Source organism: Bradyrhizobium sp. B039, assembly GCF_038965675.1.
Lineage (GTDB): Bacteria > Pseudomonadota > Alphaproteobacteria > Rhizobiales > Xanthobacteraceae > Bradyrhizobium > Bradyrhizobium diazoefficiens.
In genome coordinates this window covers 2,451,675-2,464,992 of record NZ_CP152416.1, presented here as the reverse complement: position 1 = coordinate 2,464,992, position 13,318 = coordinate 2,451,675, and the positions used below count along the sequence as shown (strand labels likewise).

17 protein-coding genes are annotated in these 13,318 nt (G+C 64.3%); 6 read left to right on the top strand and 11 right to left on the bottom strand.

Annotated elements, in window-relative coordinates; all coding sequences use genetic code 11:
- The first annotated feature begins 13 nt into the window (after positions 1 to 13).
- A complete protein-coding gene (locus AAFG50_RS11705; RefSeq protein WP_011085384.1) occupies positions 14 to 1,504 on the top strand; it encodes an HWE histidine kinase domain-containing protein in 1,491 nt (496 codons plus the stop codon).
- Here the strand turns inward: AAFG50_RS11705 and AAFG50_RS11700 are convergent.
- Positions 1,501 to 1,920, bottom strand: a complete 420-nt coding sequence (locus tag AAFG50_RS11700) for a hypothetical protein (RefSeq protein ID WP_231166658.1) — start codon at positions 1,918 to 1,920, stop codon at positions 1,501 to 1,503. The genes AAFG50_RS11705 and AAFG50_RS11700 overlap by 4 nt on opposite strands.
- Here AAFG50_RS11700 and AAFG50_RS11695 point away from each other — a divergent pair.
- Positions 1,862 to 2,131, top strand: coding sequence for a hypothetical protein (locus AAFG50_RS11695; RefSeq protein ID WP_028175372.1), 270 nt, complete (start codon positions 1,862 to 1,864; stop codon positions 2,129 to 2,131). The two genes, AAFG50_RS11700 and AAFG50_RS11695, sit on opposite strands and share 59 nt — an antisense overlap.
- Before the next feature lie 96 nt (positions 2,132 to 2,227).
- The gene (locus tag AAFG50_RS11690; protein ID WP_028175373.1) at positions 2,228 to 2,464 is read left to right on the top strand and encodes a hypothetical protein; all 237 of its coding nucleotides are present in this window, start codon (positions 2,228 to 2,230) and stop codon (positions 2,462 to 2,464) included.
- A gap of 96 nt (positions 2,465 to 2,560) precedes the next feature.
- Here AAFG50_RS11690 and AAFG50_RS11685 read toward each other — a convergent pair whose 3' ends face one another.
- On the bottom strand, positions 2,561 to 2,767 hold the full coding sequence (locus AAFG50_RS11685; protein WP_028175374.1) for a hypothetical protein: 207 nt from the start codon (positions 2,765 to 2,767) through the stop codon (positions 2,561 to 2,563).
- An 18-nt stretch (positions 2,768 to 2,785) separates the two neighbouring features.
- Complete coding sequence (locus tag AAFG50_RS11680) at positions 2,786 to 3,007, bottom strand: hypothetical protein (protein WP_028175375.1); 222 nt, start codon at positions 3,005 to 3,007, stop codon at positions 2,786 to 2,788.
- A 115-nt stretch (positions 3,008 to 3,122) separates the two neighbouring features.
- On the opposite strand from AAFG50_RS11680, the gene AAFG50_RS11675 reads away from it, so the two are divergent.
- Both AAFG50_RS11675 and AAFG50_RS11670 read left to right on the top strand, forming a co-directional pair.
- Positions 3,123 to 3,317, top strand: coding sequence for a DUF3072 domain-containing protein (locus AAFG50_RS11675; protein ID WP_028175376.1), 195 nt, complete (start codon positions 3,123 to 3,125; stop codon positions 3,315 to 3,317).
- A gap of 91 nt (positions 3,318 to 3,408) precedes the next feature.
- The gene (locus AAFG50_RS11670) at positions 3,409 to 3,681 is read left to right on the top strand and encodes a DUF6496 domain-containing protein (protein ID WP_028175377.1); all 273 of its coding nucleotides are present in this window, start codon (positions 3,409 to 3,411) and stop codon (positions 3,679 to 3,681) included.
- Between the two features lie 12 nt (positions 3,682 to 3,693).
- On the opposite strand, the gene AAFG50_RS11665 is transcribed toward AAFG50_RS11670, so the two are convergent.
- Both AAFG50_RS11665 and AAFG50_RS11660 read right to left on the bottom strand, forming a co-directional pair.
- Positions 3,694 to 4,056, bottom strand: coding sequence for a hypothetical protein (locus AAFG50_RS11665; protein WP_028175378.1), 363 nt, complete (start codon positions 4,054 to 4,056; stop codon positions 3,694 to 3,696).
- A gap of 273 nt (positions 4,057 to 4,329) precedes the next feature.
- Positions 4,330 to 5,871 carry a Do family serine endopeptidase gene (locus AAFG50_RS11660; protein WP_028175379.1) on the bottom strand — a complete coding sequence of 514 codons (1,542 nt, stop codon included), beginning with the start codon at positions 5,869 to 5,871 and terminating at the stop codon, positions 4,330 to 4,332.
- Positions 5,872 to 6,084: 213 nt separating this feature from the next.
- On the opposite strand from AAFG50_RS11660, the gene AAFG50_RS11655 reads away from it, so the two are divergent.
- Positions 6,085 to 6,921, top strand: coding sequence for a universal stress protein (locus tag AAFG50_RS11655; RefSeq protein ID WP_028175380.1), 837 nt, complete (start codon positions 6,085 to 6,087; stop codon positions 6,919 to 6,921).
- 20 nt (positions 6,922 to 6,941) lie between these two features.
- Here the strand turns inward: AAFG50_RS11655 and AAFG50_RS11650 are convergent, their stop codons facing one another.
- The 6 genes from AAFG50_RS11650 to AAFG50_RS11625 form a co-directional block, all read right to left on the bottom strand.
- On the bottom strand, positions 6,942 to 7,154 hold the full coding sequence (locus AAFG50_RS11650; RefSeq protein ID WP_028175381.1) for a hypothetical protein: 213 nt from the start codon (positions 7,152 to 7,154) through the stop codon (positions 6,942 to 6,944).
- A 382-nt stretch (positions 7,155 to 7,536) separates the two neighbouring features.
- Positions 7,537 to 9,393, bottom strand: coding sequence for an EAL domain-containing protein (locus AAFG50_RS11645; protein WP_028175382.1), 1,857 nt, complete (start codon positions 9,391 to 9,393; stop codon positions 7,537 to 7,539).
- Positions 9,394 to 9,648: 255 nt separating this feature from the next.
- Positions 9,649 to 10,386 (bottom strand): ribulose-phosphate 3-epimerase, encoded by a 738-nt coding sequence (rpe, locus tag AAFG50_RS11640; RefSeq protein ID WP_028175383.1) that lies wholly within the window; start codon positions 10,384 to 10,386, stop codon positions 9,649 to 9,651.
- Positions 10,383 to 11,315, bottom strand: a complete 933-nt coding sequence (gene cbbX / locus AAFG50_RS11635; RefSeq protein ID WP_028175384.1) for a CbbX protein — start codon at positions 11,313 to 11,315, stop codon at positions 10,383 to 10,385. The genes rpe and cbbX overlap by 4 nt, the downstream gene beginning before the upstream one ends.
- Before the next feature lie 97 nt (positions 11,316 to 11,412).
- Positions 11,413 to 11,817, bottom strand: a complete 405-nt coding sequence (locus tag AAFG50_RS11630) for a ribulose bisphosphate carboxylase small subunit (RefSeq protein WP_028175385.1) — start codon at positions 11,815 to 11,817, stop codon at positions 11,413 to 11,415.
- Positions 11,818 to 11,828: 11 nt separating this feature from the next.
- Positions 11,829 to 13,289, bottom strand: coding sequence for a form I ribulose bisphosphate carboxylase large subunit (locus tag AAFG50_RS11625; protein ID WP_028175386.1), 1,461 nt, complete (start codon positions 13,287 to 13,289; stop codon positions 11,829 to 11,831).
- Positions 13,290 to 13,318 lie beyond the last annotated feature (29 nt).

Sequence of the window (13,318 nt, the reverse complement as noted above, 5' to 3'; positions counted from 1 at the left end):
GCTGGATGCGCGAATGGACCACGAAAAGGTCAACATCCTCCTCGTCGACGACCAGCCGGCCAAGCTGCTCGCCTATGAGGTGATCTTGAAGGAACTCGGCGAGAACCTCGTGATCGCCTCGTCCGGCCGCGAGGCGCTGGAGGTTCTGCTCAAGACCGAGATCGCGGTGATCCTGGTCGACGTCTGCATGCCCGAGCTCGACGGCTTCGAGCTTGCGGCGATGATCCGGGAGCATCCGCGCTTCCAGAAGACGGCGATGATCTTCATCTCGGCCATTCAGGTGAGCGACATCGACCGGTTGCGCGGCTATGAGATGGGTGCGGTCGACTATGTTCCGGTGCCGGTCGTGCCGGAAGTGCTGCGCGCCAAAGTCAAGGTGTTTGCCGAGCTGTACCGGAAGACCCGCGAGCTCGAACGGCTGAACCACGATCTCGAAGACCGTGTCCGTGCACGCACCGCGGAATTGGAGAACTCCACGGCGAAGCTGCGCGAGAGCGAAGAGCGTCGCAGCATGGCGATCGCCGCCGGCAAGATGGGATCATGGGACTGGGACTGGGTCAGCGGCGACTGGATGTGGGACGAGGGGCAGTATCGCATCTTTGGCGTGAGCCCGGAGAGCTTCGAGGTCAATCCGGCCAACGTTCAGGCACTGTTGCATCCCGATGACGTCGACCAATTGCGCAAGGCGATCGCCGAATTCAGCAAGGGCACACGCGCCTATGAGACGGAATTCCGCATTGTGCGGCCCGACGGCGATGTGCGCTGGTGTGTCGGCACGGCTGCCGCCACCGCCGACAATAGCGGCCGCGTGGTGCGCGTGAGCGGTGTCACCGTGGACATCACCGAGCGCAAGCGGGCCGAGGAGCGGCAGAATCTGCTGGCGCGGGAAGTCGATCATCGCGCCAAGAATGCGCTGGCGCTGGCGCAATCGATCGTGCGTCTCACCCGTGCCGACGAGGTCAAGGCCTACGTCAACGCCGTCGAGGGACGCATCAACGCGCTGGCGCGCGTGCATACGATCCTGTCGCTGTCGAGCTGGCAGGGCGCCGAACTCTCGAAGCTGATCGACGAGGAACTCGCGCCCTACTCGCTCGGCGGCCAGATCAAGCTGGCGGGGCCCGAGGTTCAGTTGCTGCCGGCAACCGCCCAGACGCTGGCGCTCGCGCTGCACGAGCTTTTCACCAACTCGGCCAAGTATGGCGCGCTCTCGACGCGGTCGGGCCGGCTCATGATCGGCTGGCAGGTCGAGGAGGATCACCTCACACTGATCTGGGAGGAATCCGGCGGTCCGCTGGTGAGGACGCCGAAATCTCGCGGCTTCGGCACGCGGAGCCTGCTTGCGAGCGTCGAGTCCCAGCTCGGCGGAAAGGCGCAATTCGATTGGCGCGCCGAGGGCCTGTTGTGCCGCCTGGAAGTGCCGTTGACCCGGAAGACCCCAACCGGCGCCGCGCACGGCAAGTTCGAGGGCACCACCTCCCTCGCGCTTCAGCGCGCGTCGGGTTAACCCGACGCGGCGACCTTCATGCGCCGCACCGGCCGAGGTTCATGGGCGATGCGCCCTTCGAGCCAGGCTTCCGTTTGCGCGAGATCGCGTAACGCCATCGCATAGCGGCGGGCCGCGCTTCGCTCGGCACCGCGAGGCAGCTTGCGCGCCTTGCGCAGCATGTCGGCGGCCGCGTTTCGATAGGCCAGCGAGCGATAGAGAAAGACAACCTTACCCATATCGAATGTTCCCGTGTTGACGGGCTCCATGGTCGCAAGGTGGGCATGAACGTCGGATGAAGCCCGACGTGACAAATCGTTCATGCCGATGGAACCCGCAATCGCCGGCTGCGTTGCATGCAAGATCGAGGGCGGTTCCATGGGCGCGAAAAAGTCGCCGAAAAAGTCGCCAAGGCTGATCTCTCCTTCCGGCATCATCACGCTCTTGACGCACGCGATGATGGGCGCGGCGATTGGCCTCGCCTTCGGTCTCGTGCTCATTCTGTCCAACCCGGCGGTGGCAAATTTGCTGAACCATGGCGGAGATTCGGCCGCGGCCGTTTTCGTCGTCACGCTGGTGACGACGTTCGCGATCGGCGCGATGCTCACGGGCATCGTGTTCATCATCGCCGAGGACAAGGAATTTTGAAGCGCGCGTGAAACCCGCGAGGCTGCTTTGCCGGGAACTCCTGCGGCGAATGGCAGTTGGCTGCCTGCGTCATTTTAACTCAGGGAGTTCCTGCGCATGAAGACGACCAAGCTCGCCCTCGCCGTGATGTTGGCAACCGGCATCGCCGCCGCCCCGTTCGCCGCACAGGCGAAGTCGCACAAGGCGAAACATGAATCCTCGACGTCGTCCTCGCAGACGACGGGCGCCAACACGAAATCCAAGGGCGCCGATCCTTCCGGTCAGGGCGGCTCCGGTCCCGGCTCCGATCAGGGCGGCACCATGACGAACAAGGGTACTGGCAACACCAAGTAGACTCGCCGCCGTTCATCGAAGGCCCCGTGATCGCGGGGCCTTCTTGCTTTGCTGTTCGATACAATCCTTCTCACGCCACATCGTCGGCGCACGCCTTTAGCTGCGCCGGATGTCGGCGATGTTCGGGCCGCCTGCGGAGTTTGTCTTCACGAGATGGTCGAGCCGCGCCCGCTTGCGCGCGATCAGAAGCTGGGCCGCAGCGTCGTCGAGACCCTCATGTTGCAATTGCCGGATCGCGGACCCCAGCTCCAGGATCTCGGCGCGCAGTCTCAAGATCCGGTACGTGTCCGGGTCTTCCTCCACGGCACGCTCCCAAATGTCTCAGCGACGCACGATTGCGCGCACGGGATCAGCGGCTTTCTTGAGGGAACGAAGACGTACACGATCGCGAACATCCGGCAGGACATCACCACCACCAGCCGCCTTCCATTCGCCGATCAGCAGATTGATTTTCCGGCGCAGATCCATCTGCGCCAGGGCCTTTTCTGTGCAGTCGCGATCGCGGTCGACGAGCTCGCGCACGGACGCCTCGACATCAGCCATTTCCAGCCTCAAGGCACTGATCTTACGTCGAATTTCATTAATTCTGTTGTCCATGGCTTGTTAGAACAAAATAAGAACATATAGTCAAGTCACGATTTCAGAACGGAGAGGCCAGATGCAGGTTCAAGGTAAATACGACGCCAGGGTTTTCCTCGCGGAGCAGATGACGCGGGCACAAGGCCTGAGGTTGAAGCGGCTCAGCGAGGAGGCCTATCAGCCCACGCAATATGATCGGGGTCTGTCCTTCACTGAAGCTGCGCGCCGCATCCAGGTGCTCGAGGCGGAGATCGAACTGGCGAATTCCTTCTAGCCAGGCTGCGTCGCGCATCCGGACGTTGCGGGCGCGCCTTCGGAACCATGCCTGTGTCGAATGGTTTTCTCCCGGCCAAGGGAGAATCTGAATGGCACGCAAGGCAAAGAAGCGCCGTTACTCGCGCAGCGCCGGGAGCGATGTCGAAAGCGAAATGCGGCGCTACAAGAAGGGCACGGCCAAGAGCGGCCGCGGTGGTCGCGGCGGACGCGTGAAGAGCCGCAAGCAGGCGATCGCAATCGGCCTGTCGAAGGCGCGCAAGAAAGGCAAGAAGGTCCCGAAAAAGGCCTCGAAGAAAACTGCCAAGAAGACGGCCAAGAGAGCAGCCAAGAAAACGTCCAAGCGCAAATCCGCCAAGCGGTAGTGGCAATCGGCGCTAGATCATGCTGCCCGGCATGAAGCAGCGGATCGAGATGCCAAACGCGGTCTTCACCGGCCACACCATGGTGCGACCGGCGCGGTTCGGCTCGGTGATGACGGCTTCATCGGGCACATCGACCCACTGCCCATCGAGGCGGACGCGATAGTGCCCGTCATGCGATTCCCAATCGGGATCGGAGACGGCAAATCCGTCGGCATCCGAGCAGCACGGGCCGAGATGGCTGCGCAGACTGTCGAACCAGGGCTTGAGCGGCGAATCGGCGTAGCGGCCGTCATCACGCCCCAGGGCGCTTCCAGCCGACAGTACGAGCGGCGCCACGAGCAGCGCACATCTCAGCGAGAGCTTCAATCGATCCATGTCGGCACCGATCAAATACGAACCGCCGGCCGGTTCCACAAAACGGCCGGACGTCCGAAGTTCCACTCTAGCAGCTCGCCTTGGCGTCTTCATTGCCGCCAAGGCGACACGCGATTTCGAACTCTGACGAGCGAACGCGGCTTTTTCGGACGAACCCGTCACCAATGCTGCCGTTAACGAGAATGTTATCGGCGGGCTGTTGGTATCCCGGATGCAAACGAGAAAAGGCGGCCCGAAGGCCGCCCTTTTGGATTTGCGCTGGTGGAGCTCGACTTACGCGAGCGGCACCGCGACGAACCGGGTCGCGTCCGCGCTTCTGATCTGCAACAGCACGCTGTTCTTGCCGGACGATTTCGCCTGCGCCAGCTCGGCGCGGACGTCGCCGACATTGGCGACGGGCTTGCCGCCGACATTGAGGATGACGTCGCCGGTCTGGATGCCGCGCTGCGCCGCCGGCCCTTGCGGATCGACCTCGGTGACGACGACGCCCTTCTGGCCGGCGCCCTGCACGTCGCCGGCCGGCGCCAGGCTGAGCCCGAGGCGCGGCGTGCCGTTGCCCGGCTGCGCCTTGCCCTCGTCGGCCTTGCCTTGAGCCTGCCGCTCGTTCGGCAGCTCGCCGAGCGCGAGGGTCACCGTCTTGCTCGCGCCCTTGTGGAAGACGTCGAGCTTCACGGACGTGCCCGGCGCCAGCGTGGCGACGGTGCGGGCGAGATCGCGGGAGTCCTTGATCGCGGTGCCGTTGACGGCGGTGATGACGTCGCCCGCCTCGATGCCGGCCTTTGCCGCCGGGCTATTGTCCTGCGGATTGTCGACGATCGCGCCGCGCGCCTCCTTCAGGCCGAGGCTGTCGGCGATCTCTGATGTCACCGGCTGCACCTGCACGCCGAGCCAGCCGCGGGTGACCGCACCCTTGTCCTTCAACTGCGCGACGACGAGCTTTGCGGTCGTGGCCGGAATGTCGAAGCCGATGCCGACCGAACCGCCCGACGGCGAGAAGATCGCAGTGTTCACGCCTATCACGTTGCCGCTCATGTCGAAGGCCGGGCCGCCGGAATTGCCCTTGTTGATGGGCGCGTCGATCTGGATGAAGTCGTCATAGGGGCCGTTGCCGATGTCGCGGCCGCTCGCCGAGACGATGCCGGCGGTCACGGTGCCGCCGAGGCCGAAGGGATTGCCGACCGCGACCACCCAGTCGCCGATCCGCGGCTTCTGGTCGGAGAACTTGACGAAGGGAAAGTCCTTCTTGCCATCGACCTTGATCAGCGCGAGATCGGTCTTCGGATCGGTGCCGACCACCTTCGCGGTGTAGCTCGTCCCGTCGTCCATGGTGACCTGCACGGACTCGGCGTGGTCGACGACGTGGTTATTGGTCACGGCATAGCCGTCGGCTGAGATGAAGAAGCCGGAGCCTTCGCCCGTGACCATCTGGTGACGCTGGCGCGGCATGCCGTTCATGCCACCCGGAAGGCGGAAGCCGAACTGCCGCGAGAACTGGTCGAACGGCGCGTCCTCGTCGGAATCCATCCGGTTCTGTTGCAGCATCGCGCTCTTGTCGTTGTCCTGGTCGATCCTGACCCGCACCGAGATGACGGCAGGTTTGACCCTGGCGACGAGGTCGCCGAAGCCCGGCGGAGTCGCAGCGCTTTCCGCGGCCTGGGCCGGCGCGATGAAGGAGGTCACGCCGAGCGGCGAAGAGCCGGGAGATGCCGCCAGCACAGCCACGCCAAGCGCGGCCACGGTGCCGAGCAGCGCGAGCCGGCGCGGCTTCAAGATCCTGCGGGACGTGGTGATGTCGGAATTGACGCGGTCATTCATGTCGAAATGTCCATGTTGGGTCAGGTGTCGCCTTGCACGCAACATGGCCGCCGCGACCTTACGGCGTCCCGTCCGCGCGATTAAATCTTGGCAAAGGTGGTGCGGTCAGCGGCCGGGTCAAAAATCGGGGCTGCACATTTGATGCAGCTCAACGCCGCCCCTTCGCGCGGTGAAAGACTGCGGCCACCGAATGATGTCCATCGGAGGCGCGCCATGTACAAAGATATTCTCGTCCACGTCCCGACCGAGCGCCCGATGCGTCCCGTGATCGACGGCTCGATCTCGCTCGCGGCGCATTTCAACGCCCATCTCGACGCGGTCGCGGTCGGCTATGTCGCAACCAGCGCGGCTTATGTCATGGAGGGCGGGGCCGCCGTGGCGGCCGTGTTCGAACTGGAACGCGAGCGGGCAGTTGAGCGGGCCGAGGCCGCGCTCGCGGTGTTCGGAAGCGAAGCGGCGAACGCCGGCATTTCCTACACGTGCCGCCCGATCGGCGCGATTCCGGCGGACGCGGCCGGCTCGCTCGGCGAGATGGCGCGACTGCACGATCTCAGCATCGTACTTCAGCCGAATCCGGAGCAAGGCTCGTTCGACAACGACCTGCCGCGCGAGATTCTGTTCCACGCGGGCGGCCCCGTGCTGTTCCTGCCTTACACCTTCCGTGGCGCCTTCAAGGCGAACCGGATCGGCATCTGCTGGGACGGCAGCCGGCTCGCCGCCCGCGCGATGCGCGACGCCGCACCGTTCCTGGCCCGCGCCGAAGAGATCGTGATCATCACGATCAACGAAGCCGACACGGTGCCCGGCGAAGTGTCGGCAGGCAATCTGGCAAGACATCTCGGCCGGCGCGGGCTCTCGACCCGCACGGTCGGCCTGTCAGCGACCCGCTCCGAGATTCAGCCGACCATCCTGTCGCTGGCGGCCGACGAGAGCCTCGATCTCCTGGTGATGGGCGGCTACGGCCATTCGCGATTGCAGGAGCGCGTTCTCGGCGGCGTCACCCGCGCCATGCTGGAAGCCATGACGGTGCCGACGCTGATGTCGCACTGACCGAAGCCGGCCCGACGCTCTCAAGCCGCAGCGGGGGTCTCCCATCCAGCGGTTGCGGTGGCGTCCTCGTCGCGTTGCACATTGCACGCATCGAAATGCGCCTTCAGCGCGAGCTCGGCGAGGTATTCGAAATGTTCGGCCTGGCCGAGGAGTTCCCAGTTCTGGAGCGGCCGATAGGCCGCCTGCTGGCGACAGAGGGACGCAAGCGCCCGGTAGCGACGTACGTTCTCCATGAGAATCTCCCTCTCGGTCACACCCGGCTTATTTCTCCGGTTTGCGTCAGGGGCATTGCACTTGTGCGAAACATTTTCTGCGCAATGCCGGTCGGTCTCGGGAATGTTAACCTGTGCTGCAACGCGGCCGCTTTGCTTTGGCGCAAACTTTACAATTGTTTGGCGATTGTTCTTGGCACGGCTCAATGCCGACCCAGCCACAAAGTTACGGCATGTGTGAGGCAAAGCACAGCCGGACGTCCCTATCGCGCGTATAAATTTTTGCGTATGGCCGCAAACAAGGTAACGGCGGTACACCAAGGCTACGCTATCAACGCAGCCTGCGACTTTGGAGCCGCGCGGGCATGGAACCGGCGGCTCATTTCGTTTCTGGCGGCGATGGCTAGGCGTAGAGGCGGCGTTCCACGGTCACGCCGACCAGGTCGAGATAGCGTTCGATCAGGTCGGGACGGCCGACGAGATAGCCCTGCATCTCCTCGCAGGCCTCGCGCGTCAGGAAGGCGCGCTGCGCCTCCGTCTCCACCCCTTCAGCGATGACCGGAATATTCAGCGCGTGCGCGAGGCTCAGGACCGCGCGGACGATCTCGGCCGATTGCGGCGTCGCCTCGAGGTTGGAGATGAAGCTGCGATCGATCTTGATCTTGTCGAACGGAAACGACTGGAGATAGGACAGCGAGGAGTAGCCGGTGCCGAAATCGTCCATCGCAATGCGGATGCCGAGAGCCTTCAACCGCCGCAGCAGGTTGAGCGCGCGGGCAAAATCGCCGATCAGCACGCCCTCGGTGATCTCGACCTCGAGCCGCGTCGGCGCAAGCCCCGTCTCCAGCAGGATCTGGTGGATCGAGCGCTCGAGGTCGCCGGCCTGGACCTGGACCGGTGACAAATTGACCGCGACCTGCAGCGGCCGCGGCCAGGATGCCGCCTCGCGGCAAGCCTCGCGCAGAACCCATTCGCCAATCTGGACGATCAGCCCGTTCTCCTCGGCGAGCGGAATGAACCGGTCCGGCGGCACGAAGCCCCGCGTCGGGTGATTCCAGCGCAGCAGCGCCTCGAAGCCGATGACCTCGCCATCCATCCGCGCCTGCGGCTGGAAGTGGACGAGGAACTGGTTCTGCTCCAGCGCCTGACGCAGATCGTGCTGCAACAGCCTGCGATCGCGCAGTTCCTGGTCCGTCTCGGATTCGAAGAAGCGGACCCTGGCCCTGCCCTCGCGCTTGGCGCGATAGAGCGCGGAATCGGCGTTGGCGAGCAGCGTCGCGGCATCCACGCCGTCATCGGGATAAACGGCGATGCCGACGCTGACGCCGACCTGGGAGAGATAGTCGTCGATCTCGAGCTCCTTGCCTATGACCTCGACCAGGCGCTCGGCGAGCGTCAGCATATCCTCGCGGCGGGCGTTGTCCGGCATCAGGATCATGAACTCGTCGCCGCCGATGCGGGCGACGAAAGCGCCGTCGGCTTCCGCGGCAAGGCGATCCGCCGCCGCCCGCATCAGCATGTCGCCGACGGGATGGCCGAACACGTCGTTGACCTCCTTGAAGCGATCGAGATCGAGGCTGAGCACCGCAAAACTGGTCAACGCCTCCTGCGCCAGCTCCAGCCGTTCGTCCAGCTCCGCGTTGAAGGCGCTGCGGTTCGGCAGGTCGGTCAAGGCATCATGATGGGCAAGATGACTGATGCGTGCCTGGCTCGCGAGCTGCTCGGTGACGTCCTCGATCACACCGACCACGTATTGAGGCGTACCGTTCCCATCCCTGATCAGCAGCTTGCGTGAATTGACGACGCGATCGTGACCGTTGACACCAACTTCGAGCAGATGCCCCTCCAGGAACATCGGCTCGCCGGTGTCCACGACCCGGCGATCCTGTTCGCTGACGACGCGGGCGACGTCGGCCGGGAAAATCTCTTCGGGCGTCCTCCCCAGCATCTGCTCACGCGGCAGGCCGTAATAGTCCTCGCCGGCACGGTTGAGCAGAATGTAGCGGGAATCCTTCGCGCATTTCGCAAACACGGCAATCGGGATGTTTTCGACGATGGTGTCGAGGAACTCCCGGGTCCGCAGTAGATCTTGCTCGTCCTCATCGTGCGTGTGCGCACTTGCGTCGATGACCCGCTGGCGGTCGCGTTCGTTCGCCTCATAGGCCGCACTGACGAGCTCGCCCAGCTTGACGACATCGACCTGTCCGGTCGCTCCGGTGGCACAGCGAAGCTGCTCGGCGAACAAGCGATGCATGCTCATGCCATCGCCCCACGCCGCGTGCGGGCCTCATGCCCGCAAATGTCTTCGATCCGCATCCCCGCGCTCTCTCGCGTTCCTGAACCGCAGATTGAGACACCTAGCATTGCGCGGGCGTTAATCGAACGTTCGCCTCGGACGCGGTGGTTACCCCGGCCTGAAGGAATCCGATCGCCTTATGCGGCAGTTCCGTGGAACCCCGGAGGAAAGTGGCACGCGTTGGCACAACCGGCACCCGGAGTGCACGGCTCCCGTAGTCTACCGGAGGCGCGCGCTTTCGCCGGCGCGCATCGGCTGCACCGAAATATCCTGCAGCTTTGGAACCCAGCCGGCCTCGGCGGCGACGCGAATGGCCGCGATGTTGCCGGCGTAGTCGGCGCTGCTCTTGCCGCGGAACACCGCGGAACCCGCTACGAGCGTATCGGCACCCGCGGCGGCTACAGCAGCTGCGTTCTCGCGCGTGATGCCGCCATCGACCTCGAGCCGGATCGGCCGGTCGCCGATCATGGTTCGAATGCGCTTGATCTTTTCAAGCTGAGACTCGAGGAAGGACTGGCCGCCAAAGCCCGGATTGACCGTCATCACCAACACCAGATCGATACGGTCGAGCACGTATTCGATCGCGCTTTCCGATGTCGCCGGGCACAGGCTGACGCCGGCCTTTTTCCCGAGCGCACGGACCGCCTGCAGTGTGCGGTCGAGATGCGGGCCCGCTTCGGCATGAACGGTGATGACATCGGCCCCGGCCTTCGCGAACGCCTCGAGATAAGGATCGACCGGCGCGATCATGAGATGCACGTCGAAGACCTTCTTCGTCACCGGCCGGATCGCCTTGATGACGTCGGCGCCGAAGCTGATGTTCGGGACGAAATGTCCGTCCATGACATCGCAATGGATCCAGTCGGCGCCGGCCGCGTCGATGGCCGCGATCTCCTCGCCGAGACGGGCGAAGTCTGCAGCCAGGATCGAGGGGGCGATAAGAATCTCGCTGGTCATGGCTTTGCACTCCGCACGTCGGCCCCGCCGCTGAAGACGCGGCTCGCCAGCACGTCCACGGGGTCGATGGTTTCGAGGTCGGAAATGTCGAGCACCCGGTCGAGATCGGACACCAGGCGATCGGCCTGCCGCAACCGCATGCGATCGACGGCATTGCGGATCGAGCGGGCGTTGGAGAAGAACGGCTGGGTCCGCCGCAGCGCGATGTATTTCTCAAAGGCCTCGCGCGCGGCCGCCGAGAAGCGATAGCCGCGCTCCTTCAGCATCAGCTCGGCAATGACGAGCAGCTCGGCTTCCGCATAGTCCGGAAACTCGACGTGGTGGGCGATGCGCGAACGGAAGCCGGGATTGGAGGCGAAGAAGCTGGTCATCCGCTCGCCATAGCCGGCGAGGATCACGACGAGATCCTCGCGCTGGTTCTCCATCACCTGAAGCAGGATCTCGATCGCCTCCTGGCCGTAGTCGCGCTCATTGTCCGGCCGGTGCAGATAATAGGCTTCGTCGATGAACAGCACGCCGCCCATCGCCTTCTTCAAGATCTCCTTCGTCTTCGGCGCGGTGTGCCCGATATACTGGCCGACGAGGTCGTCTCGCGTCACCGAGATCACCTGACCGCGCCGCACGAAACCGAGTCCGTGCAGGATCTTCGCCATGCGCAGCGCCACGGTGGTCTTGCCGGTGCCGGGATTGCCGGTGAACGACATGTGCAGCGTCGGCGGTGCGGAGGCGAGGCCCGCACGCTGCCGGATGCGCTCGATCAGCAGAAGCGAAGCGATCTGGCGCACACGGTTCTTGACCGGCCGGAGGCCGACCAGCTCCTGCTCGAGCTGCTGCAGCGTATCCGTGATCCCGGCCGCTTCGGCTTCCTTGCGGAGATCGAAATTGGTCTCGCCGCCTTCGGCGGCCGTCGCATGGGGCACGTCAAGCATCGGCACCTCGAAGAAAAGAGCTTCGCCGCGGGGAGGCGGCGAAGCAGTGGTCCGCCAAGGAAACGGAGCAGGGAGAGCTCCGCGCGGAAACGGATGATCAGGACAAGTGTGCGGGCGCCTTTCGCACGGTGGTGTAGCGGATCGCGCGTCCCCCCACTTCCTGGCGCACCAGCTCGAATTCGGCTTCCTGCGGCGGCCGGTTGACGAGGAAGGAGATTCGCACCGACTCCCAGCCAGGGCTGGAATCGAAGCCGCTGATGCGGATGTAGCGGTCGCCATACACCCTGCGGCACTCCGCGAGCTCCATCATCACGCCGGCGGCGTCCTGGAGGTCGAACATCGGCAGGCCCCACATCTCCCAATAGGTGTTGCGGGGATGCGGATCGTCAGTGAACTCGATGTTCACCGCCCAGCCCTTGGCGAGGCAATACTGCACCTGCTTATAGATCTGGTCGTCGGTCAGATCGGGCAGGAACGAGAAGCAGCCCTGGGTCAGTTTCATTTCTCATCTCCTCAAACGGTTTCCAGCGCCGTCGGCACGAAGTCCGGCGTGTCGGTGGACTGGTAGTTGAAGGTCACGTCCTTCCAGACCTCGAGCGCGGACTTGAGCGGCGTGCAGGTCTGGGCTGCCCTGGCCAGGATCTCCGGGCCTTCGTGGACGTAGTCGCGCCCCTCGTTGCGGGCGAGGATCATCGCTTCCAGCGCCACGCGGTTGGCGATCGCGCCGGCCGCAATCCCCATGGGATGGCCGATCGTGCCACCGCCGAATTGCAGCACGACGTCTTCGCCCAACAGATCGAGCAGCTGGTGCATCTGGCCGGCATGGATGCCGCCGGAGGCCACCGGCATCATCTTGTTCAGGCTCGCCCAGGACTGGTCGAAGAACAGGCCGTGCTCGAGCTTGGTCGGGTTGAAATCCTCGCGGCAGACATCGTAGTAGCCACGCGTGGTGTTGGGATCGCCTTCGAGCTTGCCGACCACCGTGCCGGCATGGATGTGATCGACGCCGGCGAGCCGCATCCATTTGGCGATGACACGGAACGACACGCCATGGCTCTTCTGCCGCGTATAGGTCGAGTGGCCGGCGCGATGCAGATGCAGGATCATGTCGTTGCGCCGGGCCCACTTGGCCATCGACTGGATCGCGGTGTAGCCGATCACGAGGTCGATCATGACGATGCAGGAGCCGAGCTCCTTGGCGAACTCTGCGCGCTCGTACATGTCCTCCATCGTCCCTGCGGTGATGTTCAGGTAGGTGCCTTTCACCTCGCCGGAAGCGGCCTGCGCACGATTCACCGCCTCCATGCAATAGAGGAAGCGATCGCGCCAATGCATGAAGGGCTGCGAGTTGATGTTCTCGTCGTCCTTGGTGAAGTCGAGCCCGCCCTTCAGCGCCTCGTAGACCACGCGGCCATAGTTGCGCCCCGAAAGCCCGAGCTTCGGCTTCACGGTTGCGCCGAGCAGCGGCCGGCCGAACTTGTCGAGTCGCTCGCGCTCGACCACGATGCCGGTCGCCGGCCCCTGGAACGTCTTCACATAGGCGACGGGGAAACGCATGTCCTCGAGCCGCAGCGCCTTCAACGGCTTGAAGCCGAACACGTTGCCGATGATCGAGGCCGAGAGGTTGGCGATCGAGCCCGGCTCGAACAGGTCGAGGTCGTAGGCGATGTAGGCGAAATACGAGCCCGGCGTGCCCGGCACCGGATCGACGCGATAGCATTTCGCGCGATATTTCTCCGCGGCCGTCAGGCGATCCGTCCACACCACCGTCCAGGTCGCGGTCGAGGACTCGCCGGCAACCGCAGCGGACGCCTCGATCGGATCGACGCCCTCCTGCGGCGTGACGCGGAACAGCGCGATGACGTCGGTGTCCTTTGGCGTGTAGTCGGGCTCCCAATAGCCCATGCGCTTGTATTCCATGACGCCCGAGCGATAACGCTCCTTGCCGCGAACCGTGCCGGTATGTGCGTTCATGACTCTCTCCTGTTCTTCTCTCTCTGAAT

What these genes read in the sequence shown, in the direction of transcription:
- AAFG50_RS11695 (WP_028175372.1), top strand. Translation starts at nt 1,862, where the DNA reads ATGGGCGCGAAAAAGTCGCCGAAAAAGTCGCCAAGGCTGATCTCTCCT.
- rpe (WP_028175383.1), bottom strand. Translation starts at nt 10,386, where the DNA reads ATGACCAGCGAGATTCTTATCGCCCCCTCGATCCTGGCTGCAGACTTC.
- AAFG50_RS11690 (WP_028175373.1), top strand. Translation starts at nt 2,228, where the DNA reads ATGAAGACGACCAAGCTCGCCCTCGCCGTGATGTTGGCAACCGGCATC.
- AAFG50_RS11625 (WP_028175386.1), bottom strand. Translation starts at nt 13,289, where the DNA reads ATGAACGCACATACCGGCACGGTTCGCGGCAAGGAGCGTTATCGCTCG.
- AAFG50_RS11645 (WP_028175382.1), bottom strand. Translation starts at nt 9,393, where the DNA reads ATGAGCATGCATCGCTTGTTCGCCGAGCAGCTTCGCTGTGCCACCGGA.
- AAFG50_RS11630 (WP_028175385.1), bottom strand. Translation starts at nt 11,817, where the DNA reads ATGAAACTGACCCAGGGCTGCTTCTCGTTCCTGCCCGATCTGACCGAC.
- AAFG50_RS11665 (WP_028175378.1), bottom strand. Translation starts at nt 4,056, where the DNA reads ATGGATCGATTGAAGCTCTCGCTGAGATGTGCGCTGCTCGTGGCGCCG.
- AAFG50_RS11670 (WP_028175377.1), top strand. Translation starts at nt 3,409, where the DNA reads ATGGCACGCAAGGCAAAGAAGCGCCGTTACTCGCGCAGCGCCGGGAGC.
- AAFG50_RS11700 (WP_231166658.1), bottom strand. Translation starts at nt 1,920, where the DNA reads ATGATGCCGGAAGGAGAGATCAGCCTTGGCGACTTTTTCGGCGACTTT.
- AAFG50_RS11705 (WP_011085384.1), top strand. Translation starts at nt 14, where the DNA reads ATGGACCACGAAAAGGTCAACATCCTCCTCGTCGACGACCAGCCGGCC.
- AAFG50_RS11675 (WP_028175376.1), top strand. Translation starts at nt 3,123, where the DNA reads ATGCAGGTTCAAGGTAAATACGACGCCAGGGTTTTCCTCGCGGAGCAG.
- AAFG50_RS11680 (WP_028175375.1), bottom strand. Translation starts at nt 3,007, where the DNA reads ATGGCTGATGTCGAGGCGTCCGTGCGCGAGCTCGTCGACCGCGATCGC.
- AAFG50_RS11650 (WP_028175381.1), bottom strand. Translation starts at nt 7,154, where the DNA reads ATGGAGAACGTACGTCGCTACCGGGCGCTTGCGTCCCTCTGTCGCCAG.
- AAFG50_RS11655 (WP_028175380.1), top strand. Translation starts at nt 6,085, where the DNA reads ATGTACAAAGATATTCTCGTCCACGTCCCGACCGAGCGCCCGATGCGT.
- cbbX (WP_028175384.1), bottom strand. Translation starts at nt 11,315, where the DNA reads ATGCTTGACGTGCCCCATGCGACGGCCGCCGAAGGCGGCGAGACCAAT.
- AAFG50_RS11660 (WP_028175379.1), bottom strand. Translation starts at nt 5,871, where the DNA reads ATGAATGACCGCGTCAATTCCGACATCACCACGTCCCGCAGGATCTTG.